Source organism: Stenotrophomonas sp. STEN009 (assembly GCF_056760395.1).
This window is the reverse complement of record NZ_JBRRES010000030.1, coordinates 1-22,775: the sequence shown is the minus strand read 5'-3', so window position 1 is coordinate 22,775 and position 22,775 is coordinate 1. Positions and strand designations below refer to the sequence as shown.

The following is a 22,775-nucleotide window of genomic DNA, read 5'->3' as shown; positions in this document are numbered from 1 at the left end:
TCGGGCGGTTCGGGGGAGGGCATGGTACCGCAGCTGTCATGAAGGATAGAAAGAGCGGTGTTGGATCCCAACGCAACTGCCGGGGGCATTTTCACGAGTGCATACCCAGCCTGCTGCCGGCCCTTCAATCGTCCCTTCCCCCTCAGACGGTTCCATATCCATGGAGGCGCAGAAGGCCTGATGATAGAGCTTGGTGGCTTCCGACTGGTCACTGTATCGATAGATCAGGCGTCCAAATCCATCTGGCTTGAGATGCTGATCAACCTGGATGTGTGCTCCGTCGAAGTCTGGCCACGTTGTACGACGAACGATGATGATCTCGCCCTTGGAGTCCAACTCGGTTCTGTCGACACTCAAGGGTGTTTCTGCGAACGCAGGTACAGCCATGGCCGTCGCTAAACATAGGATCAGCGCGCGTCTGCTCATGTGTGAGTCTCCGTTTCATGGTGGCGGAGACAGTAGGCTCAACAATATCCGGCATCTTGATTGTGACCGAAGTTGTGCCTGATCGAATTTGAAACTTTCCTCATCCGCTTGAATCCCTGCACTTCGATCAATCGCACTTCACCGCATACACCGGCCCGGCACCGATCAGCATCAGCGCCATGTAGTCGCTGTCACTGGCCTTGCCCTTCAGCGTGGCGCCGCTGTTGAAGTGGAAGAGGCCGAAGCCGCCGGCCATGCGGATCAAGGCGCTGTCGATCTGAGCCGCATCGTCGCGGAAGTAGCGGCTGATCTCGCTGGAGGTGGCCTTGTGCAGCCCGTTCGGGTCGCGCTGCCATTGGCCATCGCGGTTGAAGGAAACGAAGTACTGGCTGCCTTCGCGCTCGATGCGGAAATCGGCGGTCTTGCGCGGGCTGGTGGCGAAGCAGCCTTGCAGGGCATCAGAAGAGAACGGCAGCCGTGCATCGCCACCACAGGCGGTGAACAGCAGCAGGGCACCGGGCAGCAGCAGGCGAAGCGCGCGCATGGGATGTCCCGACGAGGCAGGTGCGGCTAGTGTAGGCAGCAGCCGGGCGTGGCCCGTACAGAAATTCGGCAAGAGGACGCGTGCAATGGCACAGGGCAAGGCACCGTGGTGCGGAGTGGCCAGTGGATTGGGCCTGGTCGTGGGGTGGGCTGCAGGCACGCTTGCGGCACAGGCGGCGGTGGCCGCGGGAGGCAATGGCATCGCCGCGGGCCTTGGGGTGGGCGTGCTGGGCTCGGCACTGGTGGGATGCGGGCTGGCGGTGGCATCGCGGGTGCGGGGCGAGCGTTGGCCCTGGATCGGTATCGTGGGCGCGGTGCTGAGTGCGCTGCCGTTGCTGATGTACCTGCTGCGGATGATGCTGAAGCTCTGAAGCCGGGACGAGCGATGCTCGGCGCTATCAGGACGGGCTGTGATGGATCTCGACCGTCACGTGCACCAGCTCCTCGTGGATCGCCAGCGCCTGGCGCACGGTATCGGCATCAAGGCGGGCGTCGCTGGTCACCACGCTGGCGCTGACCGCGTACTTGCCCCGGCCCACTTGCCAGACGTGCAGGTCGGCCAGGCGTGCCGGCCATGGGCCCTGCTCGATCACCTCGCGGACCTCGGCCACCACCGGTGCGTCCATCTGCGCGTCGAGCAGGATGCGGCCACTGTCACGCAGCAGGCCGACCGCCCACACCGTGACCAGCACGGCGCCGACCAGACCCATCACGGGGTCCAGCCAGGTGAGGCCCAGCAGCTTGCCGCCGAGCAGTGCGACGATGGCCAGCACCGAGGTGGCCGCGTCGGCCAGCACGTGCAGGTAGGCCGAGCGCAGATTGAGGTCGTGGCCATGCGAAGGGGCATGAACGTGATCGTGGTGATGCCCGTGATGATGCGCGTGGTCGTGCCCATGCGCATGATGCGCGTGGCCGGGGCTGTCGTGCAGCCACCACGCACAGAGCAGATTCACGCCCAGGCCGAACACGGCGATGGCGATGGCTTCGTCGTAATGGATCGGCGCGGGAACCCACAGCCGCTGCACGGACTGCGCGGCCATCAGCGCGGCGACACCCAGCAGGGCAATGGCGCTGGTATAGCCCGCCAGGATCTCGATCTTCCAGGTGCCGAAGGCGAACCGCGGGTCGTGCGCGTAGCGCCGTGCACAGCGGTAGGCGAACACCGAAAGGCCTAGCGCCAGTGCGTGCGAGCTCATGTGCCAGCCGTCGGCCAGCACGGCCATGGAGTTGAACCACCAGCCGCCGACGATCTCCACCAGCATCATGCCGACGGTCAGCCACAGGGCGCGGCGGGTATTGCGTTCGGCAAGGGGATTGCCATCGTCGAAGCGATGGTCGTGGCGACGGGCAGCGGCGAGCGTGTCCAGATGCATGGAGTGACCGGCGGGTGGAGTTGATACCCCCATAGGGTATACGATCCACCCATGGCACATGTACACAGAAATCGAAAACAGCTGCTGACCCGGGTGCGCCGCATTGGCGGCCAGGTGGCGGCATTGGAGCAGGCGCTGGACAGGCCCGAGGGTGAAGCGGGCGACTGTGCGGACGTGCTGGTGCAGGTTGCGGCGGTGCGTGGTGCGGCCCACAGCCTGTTGATGGAGTTGCTGCACGAGCACCTGCAGGAGCATGTGGTCGGGGCTGAAGACGCGCAGCAGCGGGCGGCGGAGGCCGAGGTGCTGGTCGAACTGTTGCGGCGTTACGGGAAGTAACGCCGAGCGGGCCGTCGGCGATGCTCAGCAGTGGCGGTGCCGGCGCCGCGCGTTCCAGATGTGGGTGGCGGCCAGCAGCAGGCTGCCGGTGACGGTCAGCGGCGTTTCCCAGGCATGCGAAGGCAGCTCGAGCGCGCCGGCCAGCAGCAGGCCCAGGCCGAGACCGGCCGCGGTCCAGGCCATGACGGGCAGGCGATGGCGGCGGTCGGCCCGCCACAGGGCGTAGCCGGTCAGCGGCAGGGCGATCGCCACGAACAGCAGATGCACCCATTCGGCCTGGGCCCAGGCGCCGAACAGTGGCAACGCGGCGGCAAGCAGGGGCAGCGCCAGGCAGTGCAGCAGGCACAGGCTCGACAGGGCGAGGGCTCCGGCATCGAGCAGTGCGGGGGAAGGGGACTTCATGGGGAGGTTCCTTGCGTAACAATTGTTATACAGTAACATTTCTTTCCCGCAGCCAGACCGCTCCGACATGAACACTGTTTCCCGCGCCGACCGCCGCCTGCCCGTCACCGTGCTGTCCGGCTTTCTGGGGGCCGGCAAGACCACCCTGCTCAACCAGATCCTGCGCAACCGCGAGGGCCTGCGCGTGGCGGTCATCGTCAACGACATGAGCGAGGTCAACATCGATGCGCAGCTGGTGCGCGACGGTGGCGCCGAACTGCGCCGCACCGAAGAGACGCTGGTGGAATTCAGCAACGGCTGCATCTGCTGCACGCTGCGCGAGGACCTGCTGCAGGAAGTGCGGCGGCTGGCTGACAGCGGCCGCTACGACTACCTGCTGATCGAATCCACCGGTATCGGCGAACCGATGCCGGTGGCCGCGACCTTCGCGGTGCGCGATGAGCAGGGCTTCAGCCTGAGCGACATCGCCCGGCTGGACACGATGGTCACCGTGGTCGACGGCAGTGCCTTCCTGGCCGACTTCGGATCGACCCTGCGCCTGGCCGAGCGTGGCCAGCAGGCGGGACCGGACGACGACCGCGGGGTGGTCGACCTGCTCTGCGAGCAGGTCGAGTTCGCTGACGTGATCGTGGTCAGCAAGATCGACCAGGTGGAGGAGGAGGTGGTGCAGGACACGCTGGCCGTGCTGCGCGGCCTCAACCGCGATGCGAAGCTGCTGCTGTCCAGCTTCGGTGATGTACCGCTGACGGAACTGCTCGATACCGGCCGCTTCGACTTCGAGCGGGCGCAGCGCGCACCGGGCTGGGTGAAGGAGCTGCGTGGCGAGCACACGCCGGAAAGCGAAGAGTACGGCATTGCCAGTTTCGTCTACCGTTCACGGCGGCCGTTCCATCCGGCCCGTTTCGCGCGCGCGTTGCGCAGTGGCATGCCCGGCGTGATCCGCAGCAAGGGCTGGTTCTGGCTGGCCAACCGCATGGACTGGGTGGGCGAGTTGAACGCGGTTGGCGCGGCAACGCGCACGCAGGCCGCAGGGTTCTGGTACGCCGCGCGTGATCGCGTACGTGCAGGCCTGGAAGACACCACGCCGCTGCTGCCGCCGACGCCCCTGCCGTACAGCGATGTGGGCTGGGCGCGCCAGCAGGCCAACTGCTGGAGCGCTCCGCTGCCGGGCGTGGAGGACTTCCCGGATCGCGCCGCGCATGCCGCGATGGCGCGGCTGTGGCATCCGCTATGGGGGGACCGTCGGCAGGAGCTGGTGGTGATCGGCGTGCACATGGATGAACGCGCGGTGCGCGCGGAACTGGACGCGTGCCTGCTGGATGACCAGGAGCTCCGCGCCGGCCCGCTGCTGTGGCAGCAGTTGCCTCAGTCGTTCCCGGTGTGGAAGCGCTGACGGGAGGGGTTCAAGGGCGTGGGTCGTGCCATTGCCAACCGTCTGCTGTTACCTGCAGTACCTGCGTGGGCCGCAAGGCCTGCAGCAGGTGACGGTCGTGGCTGACCATCATCAACGCACCCGGCCATGCATCCAGCAGCTGTTCCAGCGCCTGCAGTGCCCCCAGGTCCAGGGCATTGCCGGGCTCGTCGAGCAGCAGCAGCTGGGGTGCCGGGTCGGCATACAGCACGCTGGCCAGTGCGCCCTTCACCCGTTCGCCGTCGCTGAGGCTGCTGGCGGGACGCTGGATGCGCTGCGCATCCAGCCCCAGCAACGCCAGGCGCGTGCGCAGCTCGCCAGGATCGGCGGCGGGGTTGGCGGCCTGCACGCTGTCCAGAATGCTGCGCGTACCGCACAACCCCAGCAGCTGCTGGTCCAGCAGGGCCAGCGGCGCCAGGCGCTGCACGGCGCCACTGCGGGCGGGCAGGTGATCGGCCAGCACACGCAGCAGGGTCGATTTGCCACTGCCGTTATCGCCGATCACGGCGATGCGTTGCCGGCGACGGATCTCCAGCTGCAACGGCAGGCTGCAACCGTACGGCAGTACGAGATCAGTCGCCTGCAGCAGGCGCGTACTGCCACGTTCGCCCTCGCCTGCAAACAGGGCCAGCTCGGGTGTGGCCTGCACGGCCGATGAAGCGGCGCGCAGCTGCGCGGCACTGGCCTGCAGGCGCTCGTTCTGGATCTGCTGCGCACGCCCGTGGCTGGCTTCTGCGCGCTGCTTCTGCCGGCCGAGCAGGATCGGTGCCTGGTTGGCCTGCTTCGCCTCGCGTGTGCCGCGTGCCTGCCGCTGCTGTTGGCGTTCGTGCTGCTCGCGCGCGCTGCGTTGCTGCCGCCGGTGCTGCGCACGTGCGTGGTCAAGCTGTGCGTCCGCTGCGTCCCGCTCGGCGGCGCGTGCCTCGGCATAGTGCTGCCAGGGTCCGCCGTAGCGACGCAGGCCGTGCGCGTCCAGCTCGACGATCTGCTGCATGTGCGACAGCAGCTCGCGGTCGTGGCTGATCACCAGCAGACCGCCGGTCCACTGCTGCAGCTGCGCGTAGAGCTGCTGCCGATGGCGGGCGTCGAGGTGATTGCTGGGCTCGTCCAGAATCAGCCAGTCGGCGCCACTGGCCCAGGCGCCGGACAGCGCCACCTGCATCGCCTGGCCACCGCTGAGGCGGGCCGCCGGCTGCGCAGGATCGAGATCGTCCGGTAGCTGTTGCGCCTGCCAGTGCTGTGCCAGCCGCTCGCGCAGATCCCAATGCTCGCCAATGCAGGCGAAGTCGGCCTCGTCGATGCTCCCAGCCTCGATCCGCGCCAGTGCGGCCAGCTGCGGGCCGACGCCGGCCAGTTCGCCGACGCTGCCACGGGGTGGGTGGCCGGGCGTGGGCAGCAGGAACACGTTGCCGCTGCGGTGCACGTCGCCGCTGTCCGGCGTGATCTGCCCCGCCAGCAGGCGCGCCAGCACGCTCTTGCCGGCACCGTTGGCGCCGACCAGGCCGGTGGCGACCGGTTCAAAGGAAAACGACAGGTCTGAAAACAGCGACCGGCCATCGGCCAGTCGATACGACACGCGATCGAGCGTGAGGAAATGTGCGGTCATGCGACCTCCATGGATGCCGTGTTCTCCCCTGCGCACAGGGGCGGGAAGCGTCGGGCCGTCTAGTTCGAAGACGGCGGCATCAATGGCGCATCGGTCGCGAGCCTCAAGGAGGAATGAGCGGCCAGTATAGCGCCGGTGGCTGAACGGTCGCGCCGCGGCGTGGCTACGGCACGGTGTCCAGGCGCGCGCCGACGAAGTCGATGAACACGCGCAGCTTCGGCAGTACGTGGCGCCCCGAGGGCCACAACAGGTGGAAGGTGCCGCAGGAGTGCACGTACTCGTCCAGCACTGTAACCAGGCGCCCGTCGGCCAGCGTATCGCGCACTGAATGCACGGGTACGAAGGCCAGGCCGACATCGCGCAGGGCCAGGGCCACGCGGGCTTCGATGGTGTTGGCGACCATGTGCACGGGCAGTTCCTGCACGGGTTCGCCTTCGGGCCAGTGGATCGGCCATGGTTCCAGCTTGCCGCTGCTGGGGAAGCGGTAGTGCAGCAGCGTGTGCTGCAGCAGGTCGGCAGGGGTGCGGGGCGTACCACGCCGCTGCAGATAGGCAGGCGAGGCAACGACACGCCGGGGAAACACCCCCATCCGACGCGCGTTCATGCGCGAATCGCTGGGCTCACCCACGCGCAGCACTGCGTCGAAGCCTTCTTCGATCACGTCCACCAGGCGGTCACTGAAGTCCAGGTCGAGGCGGATGTCCGGATACGCCGCCATGAATTCGGCCATCAGCGGCAGGGTGAGGTCGCCGACCAGCGGCAGGCTGATGCGCAGGGTGCCACTGGGCGTGGCATGCGGTTGCGCCAGTTCGGTACGCGCGGCATCGCGCTCGTCGAGGATGCGCCGGCAACGGGCCAGGAACAGCTGGCCCTCTGCGGTGAGGGTGATGCTGCGCGTACTGCGGTGGAACAGGCGTACGCCCAGGGCCTGTTCCAGCCGCGCCACGCATTTGCCCGCCGCGGAGGCGGAAATGCCCTGCAGGCGGCCGGTTTCGACGAAGCTGCGGGTGTCGGCTGCATGCACGAAGGTCTGCAGGTTGGCGAGATTGTCGAGAACGGACATGGGCGTGGCAGGCAGGGGAGCGGCGGGGGGAATGCAACACCGTGATGCAGCGCGTTGACGCGCGATGATGGCCTTCCGGTTCCGGGCATCATGCCCATTGCGGACTCCCCGGTCCATGATGCGCGGAGCGGCAACCGGCTTTTTGCCGGCGTCCAGGCTGCCTAAGGTGGCGGCCTCTCCTCCCACGGACTGCCGCCATGAATGCCGCTCTTTCCCCAGTGACTGAACCCGCCCTGCCGTCGGTGCAGCGCCTGCTGCAGCAGGTGCACCCTCATCGGCTGGTCGGTGCGGTCGTGCAGGTGCGTGTGCACGGGGTGCTGCGCCACGCCAGCGCCACCGGCCTGGCCGACCGTGAACGCGGGGAACCGATGCGCCGTGACCATCTGTTCCGCCTGGCATCGGTGAGCAAGCCTCTGCTGACGGTGGTGATCCTGCGCCTGGTCGCCGAGGGTGTGCTTGATCTGGATGCGCCCGTGCAGCGCTGGCTGCCCGATTTCCGGCCGGCGCTCGCCGACGGCAGCACCCCGGCCATCAGCCTGCGCCAGCTGCTCAGTCACAGCAGCGGCCTGGGCTACCGCTTCCTGGAAGCCGATGCGCACGGCCCCTACGCGCGCGCCGGCGTCAGTGATGGCATGGATGCCAATCCGCTGTCGCTGGCCGACAACGTGCGGCGTATCGCACAGGTGCCCCTGCTGTTCCCGCCGGGCAGCCAGTGGATGTACTCGCTGGGCGTGGACGTGGCCGGGGCGGTGGCCGAAGCCGCAACGGGCGAGACCCTGCAGGCGTTGTTCGAGCGCCTGCTGGCGACGCCGCTCGGCCTGCGCGACACCGCCTTCGCAACTGGCGACGCGAGCCGCCTGGCCACGCCCTATGTCAGCGACGACCCGCTGCCGCACCGCCTGCGCGAGGGCGAGGTCGTGCCGGTGTTCCCGGAAACGGTCGGTATCGAGTACAGCCTGGCCCGGGCCACCGATGCCAGCCGCTACCCGTCGGCCGGCGCGGGCCTGGTCGGCACGGCCGACGACCTGATGACCGTGCTCGAGGCGCTGCGCGACGGGCAGGCGCCTGCGCTGCTGCCGGCCCCGCTGCTGGCGCAGATGGGCACGCCGCAGGTGGGTGAGGCGGGGCCGCCGGAGCCGGCAGGCTGGGGCTTCGGCCTGGGATTTGCCGTGCTGCGCGATGCGGTTGCCGGCGCAACGCCGCAGGCGCCAGGCAGCTGGCGCTGGGGCGGTGCCTACGGCCACAGCTGGTTCGTCGACCCGGCACGGGGCCTGAGCGTGGTGGCGCTGACCAATACGCTGTACGAGGGCATGGACGGTGCATTCGTGGATGAACTGCGCGATGCGATCTACGCCGATCTGGAGGCTGCACGATGAGTGGCCACGCGATCGATGCGGCCGCACCCGCGGGTGCGGCCTCGCGCCTGCCCTGGGCCGGCCTGCTGGCGCTGGCCGGCGGTGCCTTCATCACCCTGCTGACGGAAACACTGCCGGCCGGGGTGCTGCGTCCGATGGGCGCCAGCCTGGGTGTGAGCGATGCGGCGGTGGGTCAGCTGGTCAGCGTGTACGCGCTGGGTTCGGTACTGGCGGCACTGCCGATGACCGCGCTGACCCAGCGTTTGCCGCGTCGTCCCCTGTTGCTGGCCGCGATCGCCGGCTTCGTGCTGGTCAATACGCTGACCGCGTTGAGCAGCAGCTACGCGCTGATTCTGGCGGCGCGCTTCCTGGCCGGCGTCAGTGGCGGCCTGCTGTGGTCGCTGGTGGCAGGTTACGCCGCGCGCATGGTGGTGCCTGAGCTGCAGGGACGCGCCATCGCGGTGGCGATGATCGGATCGCCGTTGGCCCTGTCACTGGGCGTGCCAGCCGGTACCCTGCTGGGCCAGCAGATCGGGTGGCGCTGGGCGTTCGCCCTGATGAGCGTGCTGGCGGTGCTGCTGCTGGTCTATGCGCGCTGGGCCCTGCCGGCCCTGCCCGCAGCCGGCTCCGGACGGCGTGTGTCGCTGGCTGCGGTATGGCGCATGCCGGGCGTGCGCAGCACCTTGCTGGTGATGGCGCTGTACGTACTCGCGCACAACGTGCTGTACACCTACATCGAGCCTCTGGCCTTGCAGGCCGGTGCGGGGGCCTGGCTGGACCGCCTGCTGCTGGCGTTCGGCATGGCGGCCCTTGTCGGTATCGCGATCGCTGGCTGGGGTGTGGACCGCCACCTGCATGCGCTGGTCTGGAGCACGGTGCTGGGCTTCATCGCCGCCGTCATGGCGCTGCTGTTGTGGCCGGTGAGCGCGACCGCACTGCTGCTGGCGACGATCGTGTGGGGTATGGCGTTCGGTGCGGTGCCGACCCTGTTCCAGACGGCATTGGCGCGGCGCGCCGGCGCGGCGGCCGACCTTGCGCAGTCGATGCTGGTAACCGGCTGGAACCTGGCCATTGCGGCCGGCGGCGTGGCCGGCGGCCTGGTGCTGCAGTCCGGCGACGCGCGCCATCTGGGCTGGCTGCCGCTGCTGTTGCTGGCGGCAACTGCGGCGTGGCTGATCGCACGCCCGAAGGCCTGGGCGTAACGCTTACGGCAGTGGCTCCTGTTCGATCGGTACGCTGCGCGGGTTCTGCATCTGTTCGCGCGCTGCGCCGTAGCGCTGCTGCCGCTTGTGGTGGAACGCCACGAATTCGTCACGTGGCAGCGGCCGGGAGAACAGCCAGCCCTGCCCGAACTGCACCTTCTGACCGTGCAGATAGGCCAGCTGCGCTTCTGTCTCCACGCCTTCGGCCACGACCCACAGGCCCAGCTCGCGCGCCATGCCGATGATGTGCGGGGTGACCGGGCTGGTGGCACTGTCGGTGCCGATCGCATCGACGAAGGACTTGTCGATCTTCAGCGCATCCAGTGGCAGCTGTGCCAGGTACTGCAGGCTGGAATAGCCCACGCCGAAATCGTCGATGGCGACGCTGTGCCCGGCGCGGCGTGCCGCGGCCAGCATCGTGCGGGCGCGGTCCAGGTCGAGGAAGCCGCGCTCGGTGGCCTCCATCCAGATCTGCTGCGGCAGGATGCCGCTGCCGGTCATGTGCTTGGCGATCATCTTCAACGCGCGGCCGCTGCTGATGTCTTCGGCCGCCAGGTTGATCGCCACGTGCGCGCTGCGATCGCCGACCAGCAGTTCGCGCAGGTCGCGCACCACGTTCTCGATCACCAGATCGGTGACATCGCCGATCATGCCGGCCTCTTCGGCCAGCGGAATGAACAGGTCCGGACGCACCTGGGTGCCGTCCGGACGCTGCCAGCGCACCAGCGCTTCGGCGCCCACGCAGATGCCGGTGTCCAGTTCGATGATCGGCTGGTAATGCAGGTACAGCTCGCGACGGCGGATGGCGGTGGCCAGTTCACCCCGCAGCGACAGCCGGCGGCGCGACAACCAGATCACCAGGCCGGCACCGGCGGCGGCCAGCAGCACGCCCAGCGGCACGAACAGCCACGCCTGCTGGCGGAAGCTGGCGGTGAGCGCGGTCCGCGGAGTGGTGGCGATGGCCAGCCATTCTTCATTGCGAGCGGTGGCGTACAGCGTGTTCTGGTCCAGACCAATGCCGGGATCGCGCAGCAGGCTCTGCAGCAGCGCCGGATCCATGTCGTTCTGCCGGGCCAGCAGGCGGCCGTCGGGGCTGGCCAGGGCCAGCCGCACGTTCGGATCAACGATGACATCGACGAAGCGGCGGGGATCGACCAGTACGTCGTAGGAGCCATACAGGATCGACAGCACCTTGCGGCGGCCGCTGGTCTCGGGACGCACATCGACCGCGATTCCGGCGCCGTCGCTGGTGACGTGGTCCGGCCTGGGCTGGTTCACGTCGGACAGGAACGGCCCCCATGAGGTGCACCGCAGTTTGCCGCCTTCGAAATAGCCCAGCTGATCGGCCGAAGGGGTGGTCATCACCAGCGTCTGCATGCGCCGGATGTGCTCCGGGCTGCAGGCGGGGAGTGCGGTGGCCTCGGCGGATTTCAGTGCGGCCAGTGCTTCCTGGTAGGACAGGTCCGCACGCCGCAGGGTGCGTTCGGCGATGTCATGCAGGCGCTGCTGCTCCACGCTCACGGCGCGGTCCCACGTGGCGTAGGCCATGACGGCGATGGGAATGGCCGCCGCCAGCAGCGCCAGCGCGGTTCCCCCGATGATGATCCGCAGTCGGCTCACGTCCGGGGCTCCAGCAAGGCAGGCAGGGCAGGGCGCATGGTCGGGCCGATCCTTGGGCAGATGCGGCTATCTGAGCATGCCGCCGCGCCGGGCGGAATGGGACGAATCAGGTATTCGGTCACATTGTGGTGAAAGCGGCCAACTTTGCCGGATTCAGCCCGTCCCCAGCTGGCGCAACCGGCCCGGGAGGACTACCGTCGGACGCTTCGCCCGCCGATTCCGCGCCATGACCGACCCTGCCCAGCCCCCCGAGCATCTGCGCCGCAGCCTGTCCAACCGCCACCTTCAGCTGATTGCCATCGGCGGTGCCATCGGCACCGGTCTGTTCATGGGATCGGGCAAGACCATCAGCCTGGCCGGCCCGTCCATCGTGTTCGTCTACCTGATCATCGGCGCGATGCTGTTCTTCGTCATGCGCGCGATGGGCGAACTGCTGCTGTCCAACCTGCAGTACAAATCCTTCATCGATTTTTCCACCGATCTGCTCGGGCCCTGGGCCGGCTTCTTCTGTGGATGGACCTACTGGTTCTGCTGGATCGTCACCGCCATCGCCGATGTCATCGCCATCGCTGCGTACGCACAGTTCTGGTTCCCCGGCCTGGATGCGTGGATTCCGGCACTGATGTGCGTGCTGTTGCTGCTGGGGCTGAATCTGGTGACAGTGAAGCTGTTCGGTGAGATGGAGTTCTGGTTCGCGCTGATCAAGATCGTGGCGATCTGTGCGCTGATCATCACCGGCGCCGGCCTGGTGGCGTGGGGCTTCACCTCGCCCAGCGGGCACACCGCCTCGCTGGCCAACCTGTGGAACGACGGTGGCATGTTCCCGATGGGACTGGTCGGCTTCTTCGCCGGTTTCCAGATCGCGGTGTTCGCCTTCGTCGGCATCGAGCTGGTGGGAACCACCGCCGCTGAAACCGCCGACCCGGAGCGCAACCTGCCCAAGGCGATCAACTCGATCCCGGTGCGCATCATCATCTTCTACGTGCTTGCGCTGGTGGCGATCATGGCAGTGACGCCGTGGCGGCAGGTGGTGCCGGACAAGAGCCCGTTCGTGCAGCTGTTCGTATTGGCCGGGATCCCTGCCGCCGCCAGCCTGATCAATTTCGTGGTGCTGACCTCGGCAACGTCCTCGGCCAACAGCGGCATCTTCTCCACCAGCCGCATGCTGTATGGCCTGGCGGAAGAAGGCCACGCGCCGCGCGGCCTGTCGAAACTGTCGCGCGCGGCGGTGCCGGCCCGCGGGCTGCTGTTCTCCTGCCTGTGCCTGCTGGGCGGCACGCTGCTGATCTACCTGATCCCGAATCTGGTGACCGCCTTCACCCTGGTGACGACGCTGGCGACGGTGCTCTTCATCTTCGTCTGGTCGCTGATCCTGGTGGCTTACATGGTCTACCGCCGCCGTTACCCGCAGCGCCACGAGGCCTCGATCTTCAAGATGCCCGGTGGCGTGGCGATGTGCTGGGCATGCCTGGTGTTCTTCGCGGGCGTGCTGGTCCTGTTGAGCCTGCAGGCCGATACCCGCCAGGCCCTGATCGCCAGCCCGGCGTGGTTCGTGCTGCTGGGCGTGGGCTACGCGCTGCGCGGCCGGATGGCCCGCTAGGGGCGCGGCCGCCACCGCATTCACCCATCGTTAGCGGGGGCGGCCGGATGATCCGGCCGCCATGACCCGCCGCCCCGTCCTCGCTGCGCTGATGCTGCTGTCCCTCCTGTGGGCCGGGACGGCGGCTGCGCGCACGGTGTACCGCTGCGTGCAGGGCAACACCGTCAGCCTGGCCACCGCGCCGGAACCCGGTTCGCGCTGCACCGCGCGCGATATCGACGACAACGCCATCCAGACCCCGAACCTGTGGGGCAACATGGGTGTGTTCAGCGGCGTGCTGTACGAACGTGAGCAGGACGGCCGGCTGGTCTATTCCACCCGCAATCTGCCGGGCTCGCGGGTGTTCCTGAAATTCACCGTGACCACGCCGCCGGGCGAGCCTGCGCATGAGGGCCTGGGCCGGGTCGGCAAGCCGCAGCTGGCACCGCACGCGCGGCAGTTCAGGGCGGCAGCGAAGGCAACCGGTGTTGATGATGCCTGGCTGCGTGCCATCGCCCACGCCGAAAGCAACTTCGACGCGCTGGCGGTGTCCAGCAAGGGCGCCCAGGGCGTGATGCAGCTGATGCCCGAGACCGCACTGGAGTACGGGGTGAGCGACCCGTTCTCGCCACAGCAGTCAATCGACGGTGGCGCGCGCTACATGCGCGCGCTGCTGCGCCGCTACAACGGCGACCGCACGCTTGCCGCGGCCGCGTACAACGCCGGCATCGGCGCGGTGACCCGCTACAAGGGCGTACCGCCCTACGCGGAAACGCTGGCCTACGTGGACAAGGTGATGGCGTTGTACACGCGCTATCGCGAGGCGATGGGCATCCGCATCGAGGTGCCGGCAAAGTAGCCACTCGTCGGACGGTGATTGTGGGCGCCCCTCGGCCGCGGCAGGATGGCGCTGCACGGGTGGGCGGGGGAGCGCCGGCCCGGGCGTCGAGGGACGATCCGGCCTGCAGCATCGAATCCACAGGGGGATGTGCATGAAGCCTATCGGGAGCGTGGTCGCGGCATTGCTGTTCGCGATCGCATGCAATGGCTGTGCCAGCAAGAACGTGTTGTATCGCGATGCCGAACGACGACAGGACGCAACCGCGCTGTTCCTGGACCGTGAAGGAAGTCTCTACCCCGCAGCCAGCGTGGCGGTGCCGGTGCAGCAGATGCTGGAAGGGGCACGCCCGTCGTCGGCGGAGTTCGCGACGCTCCGGCATCTCTACCAGCAGTCGGCGGTGCCAGGTGCGGCCTCAGCGGCGGCGTGGCGCAGCCTGCTTGCCGATACCGGGGTGACGCCCGACGCCGCCTTCACCGACACCTGGCAGCAGATCCAGCAGGTGCTGCGTGCGCGCGCCTCGCAGCAGCTGGATCGTGCGGCGGAGGACGGCCGTGTGGTGGTGCTGCTCGTGCACGGCTACAACAACGACTACCGCGAGGCAGCCGCCTGGTACGAACGGGTGGAGCGTGATTTCCGCGAGCGCGGGGCGGCCAGCGGGCAGACGTTGTCACTCGTACGCGTGTACTGGGATGGCCTGCATGGCAATGCGTTCCGGATCTGGGGCGCCGCCCAGCTCAACGGGCCCTACGTGGGGCTGGAGCTGCGCAGGGTGCTGGCGGGTGTGGACAACAGGGACATGCCGTTGCGGGTGTTCACCCACAGCTCGGGTGCGTACGTGATGAACAACGCACTGGGCAACGGCTCTTCGCCGCTTCGCGGCATGCAGGACGCTTACTACCGTCGCGCTGCCGGTCTGGATGGCTATGGATTCCCGCCGCTGCGCAACCTGCGCATGGCCATGCTGGTGCCGGCGCAGCCGCCGACGGCGATGGCCAACTACCATCATCCGCGCCTGGAGCAGACATTCGGCACGATCCCCGACCGGTTGATCCTGGGCCTGAGCCGGCACGATTTCGCCACCGGCAAGGGCCGCCGGCTGGGGTCGTGCAGGATGGCGGGCAACACCTGCATGGCCACCCACATCCGCTATTCCTGCGCAGCGGTACGGCGCGACCTGCGCAGCAGCGAATCGCACGGGCGAAAGCAGGTGTGGGCCGTCGCGTTTCCGCAGCCCGCGCTGAGATCGCATCCCCATGCGGTAGCGTCCTACATGCAGGATGGCGACTGGAAGCTGTTCGCGGACGCGCTGCTGCTCGACACCGCGCTGGAGCCGGCCAACCAGGCTGCGCTGTGCGAGCGCAGGGTAGGGCCGCTGAAGCACAGCGATGCCTGGCCTGACGAAATCAAAGTGCGCGCTGCAACAGCACCCGAGCGTGCGGCTGAGGCCGATGCGGGTTGGCATTGGTGGAACTACTGGCTAAGTTCGTCGCTCCCCGTTGAATGATGGAACACGATGGCGCGGCGATACTGGATGGCGGCGGTTGCGGTGGCAACCGCCGGTGCATTGGCGGCGACCTTCTGGCTGCCGGACGAACCCCACCCCGAGACACCTGCGGGACCGGCGCCGACGCCGCTGGCATGGACCGCGCAGATCGAACTGCTGGCCGGTGATGGCCATCCGGGCGATCGGGATGGCGCCTCCGCGCAGGCGCGCTTCGCCGATCCCTACGCGCTGCTGCGGCTGGCCGATGGCAGCGTCTACTTCACCGATGGCGGCGACAACAACCGCATCCGCCGCCGCCTGCCCGATGGCCGCGTCGAGACCGTGGCCGGGCAGGGCGAAGGTCGCGTCGATGGCCCGGCACTGCAGGCACGCTTCCACACGCCGTCCGGCATCGCCGCCGATGCACAGGGCAATCTGTACGTGGCCGACACCGGCAACCATGCGATCCGCCGCATTGGCGTCGATGGCCAGGTGACCACGGTGGCCGGCGGCGAGCAGGGATACGCCGACGGTCCCGGCGCGCAGGCACGTTTCGATGCGCCGATGGGTATCGCCTTGGATGCGCAGGGGCAGATCTACGTGGCCGATACCTGGAACGACCGGATCCGGGTGATCGGCACCGACGGCAGTGTGCGCACCCTCGCCGGGGGCGATCGGCCCGGCTTCATCGACGCGGCAGGAGGCGAGGCGCGGTTCGATACACCGGTGGCGTTGGCCTTCGACGCGCACGGGGTCCTGCTGGTGGCGGATCTGTTCAACAACGCGGTGCGTCGTGTCGGTGCCGATGGCACGGTCAGCACGTGGGTCGGCAGTGGCGGGGTCATCAACGGGCCGCTGTCGCTGACCGCGACCCATGATGGCGTGCTGTACGTGGGCGACCTTGAGGGACGCGTGGTACAGGTCACCGCACAGGGCCACCAGATCGCACTGGTCGGTAATGACCGACTGCCGCGGCTGGCGCGCCCCAGCGGCCTGGCGCTGGATGCGGATGGCAGCCTGCTGGTGGCCGACGCGGCCGGATACCGGCTGCATCGGCTGCGGCCGCTGCCGGTGGGCGAGCTTCCGGCCCCTGCGCTGGTTGGACCCGCCGCTGATGCAGCGCTGCCGGACACGGCCGGGCGCTGGCCGTTGGCACCGCAGGAGGGCTGGCACGAAGTGGTCGGCACGCTGGGTGAGGTGCGGGGTAATTTCAGGGGTGAGAGCCGGCACCATCTGCACGGCGGCTTCGATGTGCGCGGCGATGTCGGCCAGACCGTGCTGGCCATTGCCGAGGGCAAGATCAGCAGCCCGGTGGCCAGCTGGAGCCTGGGCGGGCAGGGCGAAGGGCTGGCGGTGGACCGGCTGAAGTACATCCACATGCGGGTGGGCCGCACGCCGCGCGGGGAACCGTTCGACGCGCGCTGGCAGGCGCTGTATGACGACCAGGGCGCGCTGGAACGCATCCGCGTGCGCCGGGGCACGCGCATCCACGTGGGCGATCGCCTGGGCAGCATCAACAGCCAGGCGCACGTGCATCTGGCGGTGGGCACCAGCGGCTTTGAAACCAACGCGGTCGCGCTGGGGTTCCGCAACTTCGCCGATCACTTCGCGCCGCGCATTACCGATGTGGCGCTGCTGGACGCCAACGACCAACCGATGACGGCGGGGAGCGACGGCAGCGTGATGGTCGCGCGGCAGGGACGGGGCGTGCAGATCGTGGTCGAGGCCTGGGACCAGGTCGACAACAACCTGGCCCGGCGCAGGCTGGGCGCGTACCAGGTGGGCTACCAGATCCTGGATGCGGCCGGTCGGCCGCTGCAGGGCTACGAGCAGCCGCGCTGGAACATCGTGTTCAACCGCATGCCGCCGCAGAATGCCGCCGTAAAGGTTGCCTACGCACCGGACAGCGGCATCACGGTGCACGGCAGCGCCGTCACCCGTTTCCGCTACCTGGTCACCAACACCGTGCGCGATGGCCTGATGGAGACCGGTCGCTGGCAGCCGGCAGCCCTGCCGCCGGGGGACTACATCGTGCGTGCCAGCGTGCGCGACTACAGCGGCAACGAGGGCATCGGCAAGCGCGAGGTCAGAGTACGGCTGCTGCCATAGCGGGCGGGGCGCCGCAGCGCTCACGCTCGGCGTCCATGTCCTCCAGCGGGCGCACTTCGATGCTGCCGAACCGTGCCCACGGGAACTCGCGCGCGATGCGCATCGCCTCGTCACGGTCGCGCGCGACAATGAGATTGAAGCCGGCCAGCAGCTCGCGGGTTTCGGCGAACGGGCCATCCAGCACCCGGCTGTGGCCATCGCGGACGCGCAGGGTCTGCGCGGTATCCACCGGCTGAAGCTTCTGCGCCAGCAGCAGCGTGCCTTCGGCCTGCAGCCTGTCGGCGTGGGCCAGGCAGTCGCGCATCAAGGTGTTGAACGCCTCGGTCGGCAGGGCCTGCAGCAAGGCAGGTTCGATGTAGATCAGAAGCAGGTACTGCTGCATGGCGCGATCCTGGCGGGGCGGGGGCGGACCTGCATGATCGCGCAGGTTTGCGCCGGGGCATGTTGCAGCGCGGGAGACCGGTGCCCGATGCCCCCCCCAAAAAAAAACTTTCAGAATTTGTCGATTCCCCGTCCCCTCGTTCGTTGTAACAGTGAAGGGCGCGCACCTGCGCCCCACGGGAGACCCACATGAAAGTCATGGTGATCGTCAAAGCCAACGCCGATTCCGAAGCCGGACGCCTGCCCAGCGAGCAGGAGCTGACGGCCATGGGCGCCTACAACGAACAGCTGGTTGCCGCCGGCATCATGCTGGCCGGTGAAGGCCTGCATGCCACCGCGCGTGGCCGCCGCATTCACTTCGGCGGCGCTGGACCGCAGGTCGAGAGCGGCCCGTTCGCGCCCGTCGCCGACCAGATCGCAGGCTTCTGGCTGTGGAATGTCCGCTCGCTCGACGAGGCTGTGGAATGGGCCAGCCGCGCCCCCTTTGGCAGTGGTGGCACGCTCGAGGTGCGCCCGCTGATCTCCGCCGAAGACTTCGGCGAAGCCTTCACCCCCGAATTACAGCAGCAGGAACAGCGTCTGCGCGAGCAGCTCGAAGGCTGAGCCCCGCCGCGCCGCGAACACTCGACATCTTCAACCGAACGGAGCACCCCGATGAAACTGATTCCCTTCCTTGGCTTCAGCGGCCAGGCCCACGAGGCGATGGCCTTCTACGCCAAGGCCCTGGGTGGCCAGGTCACCTCGGAAATGAAGTACCGCGACATGCCCCCCTCCGACGGCTCGCCGGGATGCAACGAGATGCCGGCCGACACCCTTGACCACGTGGCCCACAGCCAGCTGGAAATCGGCAGTGCCATCCTGATGGCCGCCGACGGCCCCGGTGCCGGCGACGGTGGCTCGACCACCATCAATGTCGATGTCGACAGCATCGAGGAGGCCGAGCGCGTGTTCGCCGCGCTGGCCGATGGGGGCCAGGTGCAGATGCCGATCGCCGAGACGTTCTGGGCGCACCGCTGGGGCATGTTGACCGATCGCTACGGCAAGCCGTGGATGGTCAACTGCATGAAGCAGCCCTGATCGCCCGCCTTCTTTCCATTTCCCAGGGAACCTGAGCAATGAGCACACCGCAACCGCAGATGATCTTCGTCAACCTGCCCGTGCAGGATCTGGACAAGTCCAAGGCCTTTTTCGCCGCACTGGGCTACCACTTCAACCCGGCGTTCACCGATGAGAACGCGGCCTGCATGGTGGTCAGCGACAGCATCTTCGTGATGCTGCTGGTCAAGCCGTTCTTCCAGCAGTTCACCACCAAGGCGATCGCCGACGCGCAGGCGCAGACCGAGGTGATCACCTGCCTGTCCGCCGACAGCCGCAACGCAGTGGACGTGATGGTGGACAAGGCACTTGCCGCCGGTGCCACTGAACCGCAGCCGGCGCGCGACTATGGTTTCATGTACCAGCGTGGCTTCCAGGACCTGGACGGACATCTCTGGGAAATCGCCCACATGGACGGCGAGCCGGGCTGAGCGGCCACGCCCGACGACAGGAGAACGCTCATGGCTTACGTCGATGCCTATGTGCTGCCGTGCCCCGAGGACAAGGTCGCGGCCTACCGCCGCCTTGCCCGCAAGGCCGGTGCGGTGTGGAAGGATCACGGTGCGCTTCAGTACATGGAATGCGTGGCCGACGACGTGGAACCCGGCACGTCGACCTCGTTCCCGCGTGCGGTGAAGGCCAAGCCGGGCGAGACCGTGATCGTGGCCTTCGTGGTGTTCCGGTCGCGTGCTGCACGTGACCGCATCAACGCGAAGGTGATGGCCGATCCGCGCCTGGCCGGCATCGGCCCGAAGGACATGCCGTTCGATACCCGGCGGATGTTCTGGGGCGGCTTCAGGCCCATCGTCGAAGCGTGACTGTCGGTGCTTGTGCGGCGGGGGCGTGCATGCTGTGATCGGCGCATGCACGAGCCCGCCCTGACCCAGCGCCTGGAGACTCTCTGGCGGATGGAATCGCCAGTGTTGATCGCGCGCCTGGCGCGGCTGCTCGGCGGTGATGTCGGCCGTGCCGAGGAACTGGCCCAGGACACCTGGCTGGCCGCGCTGGAGCGTTGGCCGGAGCAGGGCATCCCGGACAATCCTGGAGCCTGGCTGATGACCACTGCGCGCAACCGGGCCATCGATGTACTGCGCCAGCACCAGCGGGTGGCGCAGCAGCATGCGCAGTGGGGCGAGGCACTGCATCCGGCCGCGCTGCCGGCACCGGACGACAGCACCGCGCTGGAAGACGATCTTGGCGACGATCTGCTGCGCCTGATGTTCGTGGCGTGCCATCCGGTACTGCCCGCGGACGCGCGCGTGGCGCTGACCCTGCGCCTGCTCGGCGGGCTGACCACGAGCGAGATCGCGCGCGCGTTCCTGCAGCCGGAACCGACCATCGCCCAGCGCGTGCTGCGCGCCAAGCGCACGCTCGCGCAGAAGCAGGTGCCCTATGAAGTGCCGCGTGCCGAAGCGTTGCCCGCGCGCCTGGCCTCCGTGCTGGAAGCGATCTACCTGGTGTTCAACGAAGGCTACGCCGCCAGTGCCGGCGATGACTGGATGCGACCAGCGCTGTGCGAGGAGGCGCTTCGCCTGGCGCGCATTCTCGCCCACCGCATGCCGGCCGCCGCCGTGCTGGGACTGCTGGCACTGATGGAACTGCAGGCGTCGCGCGCCGCGGCGCGGGTGGATGCGCAGGGCCGGCCGGTGCTGCTGGACCAGCAGAACCGCGCACGCTGGGACTGGCTGCAGATCGAACGCGGGCGGCAGGCGCTGGCGCGCGCGCTGTCGGCCGGCGGTAGCGACGATCCCTACGTGCTGCAGGCCTGCATTGCCGAGTGCCATGCAACGGCGCGCCAGGCCGACCAGACCGATTGGGCACGCATCGCCGGGCTGTATTCGCGGCTGCTGCAGATCCAGCCTTCGCCTGTGGTGGCGTTGAACCGGGTGGTGGCCATCCTGCGCAGTGAGGGCGCGTTCGCTGCCTGGGCGCATCTGCAGCCGCTGCTCTCCGACGACCGTCTGCGTGACTACGCACCGTTGCAGGTCGTCCGTGGTGAAGTGCTGCAGCACCTGGGTCGGGTCGAAGACGCCCGGCAGGCGTTCCAGGCCGCTGCCGCGCTCACCGACAACGTGCGCGAACGCGATCACCTGCTGGCGCGGGCCCATCCGACAGTGCCAAAAGCGCCTTAAATCCCTCGGGCCCCTTTTGTACACTCGGCTGGGATTTCCCTGCTGGAGAGAGCAATGAAGCGAGTAGCACTGGGCGTGCTGGCCCTGTCGGTGTCGGGCGCGCTGATGGCGGCCACGCCGAAATTCGATGGCGCGCGGATTTCCGCCGACGTGAAGGAACTGGCCTCGGACGCCTATGAGGGCCGTTCGCCGGCCACGGCGGGCGAAGCGAAGACCATCGCCTACCTGAGCAAGCAGTTTGCAGACGCCGGGCTGCAGCCGGGCGGCGACCTGAAGGATGGCAGACGCCTGTGGACCCAGGCCGTGCCGCTGCGCAAGGGCGACATCGTCGGGACGCCGCAGCTGGCCCTGCATCAGGGTGACAGGACCATCGCGCTGGAGCAGGGCAAGCAGATCGCCGTGCGCGCGGCCATGAACGGCGCCAGCACGGTGGACATCAGCAAGGCGCCGCTGGTCTTCCTCGGCTACGGCGTGAAGGCCCCGGAGCGCAACTGGGACGACTTCAAGGGCGTGGACCTGAAGGGCAAGATCGCGGTCGTGCTGATCAACGACCCGGACTTCGAGACCGGCAAGGGCGACTTCGACGGCAAGGGCATGACCTGGTACGGCCGCTGGCCCTACAAGTACGAGGAAGGCGCACGCCAGGGCGCGCTGGGCGTGCTGATCGTGCATGAGACCGCACCGGCCTCGTACGGCTGGGCAACGGTGGCCGGCTCCAACACCAACACCATGTTCGATGTGGTGCGCGACAACCCGGCCGACAGTCACCCCCTGCTGGAAGGCTGGATCCAGCGCGACCTGGCCGTGGACCTGTTCCGCGCGGCCGGCCAGGATTTCGAGGCACTGAAGAAGAAGGCGCAGCAGCGCGACTTCACGCCGGTCACGCTGACCGGCGCCAGCCTGGACGCGAAGTATGCGGTGAAGACCGAGGTGATCACCTCGCACAACGTGGCGGCGCGGCTGGAAGGCAGCAGCCACCCGGACGAGACCGTGATCTACAGCGCCCACTGGGACCACATCGGCGTGGGCGAGCCCGATGCCCGCGGCGACCGCATCTTCAACGGTGCGCTGGACAATGCCAGTGGCACCGCTTCGCTGATCGAACTGGCCCGTGGCTTCGCCAAGGGCAAGCAGCCGCAGCGCTCGCTGCTGTTCCTGGCGGTCACCGCCGAAGAAAAGGGCCTGCTGGGTTCGGAGTACTACGCGACCCATCCGTTGTATCCGCTGGAGAAGACCGTGGCGGTGATCAACATGGATGGCATGGCGCCGTTCGGCCCCTCGCGCGACTTCGGCATCTACGGTGCCGCGCGCTTCGAGCTGCTGGACCAGCTGAAAGAGGTGGCCAAGGGCTGGGACATCCGCTATACGCCCGATCCGAAGCCGGAAGCGGGCCTGTTCTTCCGCTCTGACCATTTCCCGTTCGCCAAGCGCGGCGTGCCGGCGCTGTCCTGGTCGGCCGGACAGGACTGGGTGGACGGGGGCGTGGCTGCTGGCAGGAAGGCGTCGGAGGACTACACCGCCAAGCGCTACCACCAGCAGGGCGACGAGTGGCAGCCGGACTGGGTGTTCGCCGGCGCCGCCCGCGACCTGGAGGTGCTGTACACCCTGGGCAACCAGCTGGCGAACTCGCGCAGCTGGCCGAACTGGAGCAAGGACGAGTCGTTCCGCGCCGTGCGTGACGAAAGCGCGGGGCAGCGGAAGTAAGGGAAGGCGGGGCGCTGCCCCCCCCCCCCGTAGCGGGGGGGGGGGCCCGCCGCCCGCGGGGGGGGGGGGGGGAGAGGGGGGGGCCCACACCGCGCAGCCCCCCAGCAGGGAGACCGC

The 22,775-nt window shown here is 68.3% G+C and carries 23 protein-coding genes; 15 read left to right on the top strand and 8 right to left on the bottom strand.

Annotated features, from left to right (window positions below; all coding sequences use genetic code 11):
• Positions 1-36: 36 nt before the first annotated feature.
• Both ACVOMM_RS14080 and ACVOMM_RS14075 read right to left on the bottom strand, forming a co-directional pair.
• On the bottom strand, positions 37-426 hold the full coding sequence (locus ACVOMM_RS14080) for a hypothetical protein (protein WP_481526394.1): 390 nt from the start codon (positions 424-426) through the stop codon (positions 37-39).
• A gap of 127 nt (positions 427-553) precedes the next feature.
• Positions 554-970, bottom strand: coding sequence for a hypothetical protein (locus tag ACVOMM_RS14075; RefSeq protein ID WP_312555001.1), 417 nt, complete (start codon positions 968-970; stop codon positions 554-556).
• Between the two features lie 85 nt (positions 971-1,055).
• On the opposite strand from ACVOMM_RS14075, the gene ACVOMM_RS14070 reads away from it, so the two are divergent.
• On the top strand, positions 1,056-1,340 hold the full coding sequence (locus ACVOMM_RS14070) for a hypothetical protein (protein ID WP_065175406.1): 285 nt from the start codon (positions 1,056-1,058) through the stop codon (positions 1,338-1,340).
• A gap of 27 nt (positions 1,341-1,367) precedes the next feature.
• On the opposite strand, the gene dmeF is transcribed toward ACVOMM_RS14070, so the two are convergent.
• The gene (gene dmeF / locus ACVOMM_RS14065) at positions 1,368-2,342 is read right to left on the bottom strand and encodes a CDF family Co(II)/Ni(II) efflux transporter DmeF (protein ID WP_481526393.1); all 975 of its coding nucleotides are present in this window, start codon (positions 2,340-2,342) and stop codon (positions 1,368-1,370) included.
• A gap of 51 nt (positions 2,343-2,393) precedes the next feature.
• Between dmeF and ACVOMM_RS14060 the strand changes: the two genes are divergently transcribed.
• Complete coding sequence (locus ACVOMM_RS14060; protein ID WP_481526392.1) at positions 2,394-2,678, top strand: metal-sensing transcriptional repressor; 285 nt, start codon at positions 2,394-2,396, stop codon at positions 2,676-2,678.
• Positions 2,679-2,702: 24 nt separating this feature from the next.
• On the opposite strand, the gene ACVOMM_RS14055 is transcribed toward ACVOMM_RS14060, so the two are convergent.
• Entirely contained in the window at positions 2,703-3,080 is a 378-nt protein-coding gene (locus ACVOMM_RS14055; protein ID WP_164151030.1) for a MerC domain-containing protein, read from the bottom strand.
• 67 nt (positions 3,081-3,147) lie between these two features.
• Between ACVOMM_RS14055 and ACVOMM_RS14050 the strand changes: the two genes are divergently transcribed.
• The gene (locus tag ACVOMM_RS14050) at positions 3,148-4,473 is read left to right on the top strand and encodes a GTP-binding protein (RefSeq protein ID WP_481526391.1); all 1,326 of its coding nucleotides are present in this window, start codon (positions 3,148-3,150) and stop codon (positions 4,471-4,473) included.
• Positions 4,474-4,483: 10 nt separating this feature from the next.
• On the opposite strand, the gene ACVOMM_RS14045 is transcribed toward ACVOMM_RS14050, so the two are convergent.
• Together ACVOMM_RS14045 and ACVOMM_RS14040 are read right to left on the bottom strand one after the other, a co-directional pair.
• A complete protein-coding gene (locus tag ACVOMM_RS14045; RefSeq protein WP_065182546.1) occupies positions 4,484-6,094 on the bottom strand; it encodes an ATP-binding cassette domain-containing protein in 1,611 nt (536 codons plus the stop codon).
• 163 nt (positions 6,095-6,257) lie between these two features.
• Positions 6,258-7,157, bottom strand: a complete 900-nt coding sequence (locus ACVOMM_RS14040) for a LysR family transcriptional regulator (RefSeq protein WP_053518823.1) — start codon at positions 7,155-7,157, stop codon at positions 6,258-6,260.
• Positions 7,158-7,354: 197 nt separating this feature from the next.
• On the opposite strand from ACVOMM_RS14040, the gene ACVOMM_RS14035 reads away from it, so the two are divergent.
• Both ACVOMM_RS14035 and ACVOMM_RS14030 read left to right on the top strand, forming a co-directional pair.
• Entirely contained in the window at positions 7,355-8,533 is a 1,179-nt protein-coding gene (locus tag ACVOMM_RS14035; RefSeq protein WP_180875805.1) for a serine hydrolase domain-containing protein, read from the top strand.
• Positions 8,530-9,714: an MFS transporter gene (locus tag ACVOMM_RS14030; protein ID WP_481526390.1), complete on the top strand. Its 1,185-nt coding sequence runs from the start codon at positions 8,530-8,532 to the stop codon at positions 9,712-9,714. The genes ACVOMM_RS14035 and ACVOMM_RS14030 overlap by 4 nt, the downstream gene beginning before the upstream one ends.
• A gap of 3 nt (positions 9,715-9,717) precedes the next feature.
• On the opposite strand, the gene ACVOMM_RS14025 is transcribed toward ACVOMM_RS14030, so the two are convergent.
• Complete coding sequence (locus ACVOMM_RS14025) at positions 9,718-11,334, bottom strand: EAL domain-containing protein (RefSeq protein WP_065182542.1); 1,617 nt, start codon at positions 11,332-11,334, stop codon at positions 9,718-9,720.
• Positions 11,335-11,560: 226 nt separating this feature from the next.
• Here ACVOMM_RS14025 and cycA point away from each other — a divergent pair, with 226 nt between their 5' ends.
• From cycA to ACVOMM_RS14005, 4 genes are all read left to right on the top strand, one after another.
• Entirely contained in the window at positions 11,561-12,934 is a 1,374-nt protein-coding gene (gene cycA, locus ACVOMM_RS14020; RefSeq protein ID WP_164151019.1) for a D-serine/D-alanine/glycine transporter, read from the top strand.
• 61 nt (positions 12,935-12,995) lie between these two features.
• Complete coding sequence (locus tag ACVOMM_RS14015; RefSeq protein ID WP_481526389.1) at positions 12,996-13,772, top strand: lytic transglycosylase domain-containing protein; 777 nt, start codon at positions 12,996-12,998, stop codon at positions 13,770-13,772.
• 133 nt (positions 13,773-13,905) lie between these two features.
• Positions 13,906-15,258 carry a hypothetical protein gene (locus ACVOMM_RS14010; RefSeq protein WP_481526388.1) on the top strand — a complete coding sequence of 451 codons (1,353 nt, stop codon included), beginning with the start codon at positions 13,906-13,908 and terminating at the stop codon, positions 15,256-15,258.
• 9 nt (positions 15,259-15,267) lie between these two features.
• Positions 15,268-17,346, top strand: coding sequence for a gluconolaconase (locus ACVOMM_RS14005; protein WP_481526387.1), 2,079 nt, complete (start codon positions 15,268-15,270; stop codon positions 17,344-17,346).
• Here ACVOMM_RS14005 and ACVOMM_RS14000 read toward each other — a convergent pair.
• Positions 17,324-17,728 (bottom strand): YciI family protein, encoded by a 405-nt coding sequence (locus ACVOMM_RS14000; protein WP_065175397.1) that lies wholly within the window; start codon positions 17,726-17,728, stop codon positions 17,324-17,326. The genes ACVOMM_RS14005 and ACVOMM_RS14000 overlap by 23 nt on opposite strands.
• A gap of 188 nt (positions 17,729-17,916) precedes the next feature.
• Between ACVOMM_RS14000 and ACVOMM_RS13995 the strand changes: the two genes are divergently transcribed.
• The 6 genes from ACVOMM_RS13995 to ACVOMM_RS13970 are packed head-to-tail and all read left to right on the top strand — an operon-like array spanning position 17,917 to position 22,658.
• Positions 17,917-18,330 (top strand): YciI family protein, encoded by a 414-nt coding sequence (locus tag ACVOMM_RS13995; protein ID WP_053518842.1) that lies wholly within the window; start codon positions 17,917-17,919, stop codon positions 18,328-18,330.
• Positions 18,331-18,381: 51 nt separating this feature from the next.
• A complete protein-coding gene (locus ACVOMM_RS13990; RefSeq protein WP_164151011.1) occupies positions 18,382-18,804 on the top strand; it encodes a VOC family protein in 423 nt (140 codons plus the stop codon).
• 38 nt (positions 18,805-18,842) lie between these two features.
• A complete protein-coding gene (locus ACVOMM_RS13985; protein WP_065175394.1) occupies positions 18,843-19,253 on the top strand; it encodes a VOC family protein in 411 nt (136 codons plus the stop codon).
• A 30-nt stretch (positions 19,254-19,283) separates the two neighbouring features.
• Positions 19,284-19,640: a DUF1428 domain-containing protein gene (locus ACVOMM_RS13980; RefSeq protein ID WP_053518847.1), complete on the top strand. Its 357-nt coding sequence runs from the start codon at positions 19,284-19,286 to the stop codon at positions 19,638-19,640.
• Positions 19,641-19,685: 45 nt separating this feature from the next.
• A complete protein-coding gene (locus ACVOMM_RS13975; protein WP_481526386.1) occupies positions 19,686-20,954 on the top strand; it encodes an RNA polymerase sigma factor in 1,269 nt (422 codons plus the stop codon).
• Between the two features lie 54 nt (positions 20,955-21,008).
• Positions 21,009-22,658: a M28 family metallopeptidase gene (locus ACVOMM_RS13970; protein WP_460256237.1), complete on the top strand. Its 1,650-nt coding sequence runs from the start codon at positions 21,009-21,011 to the stop codon at positions 22,656-22,658.
• Positions 22,659-22,775: the final 117 nt, after the last annotated feature.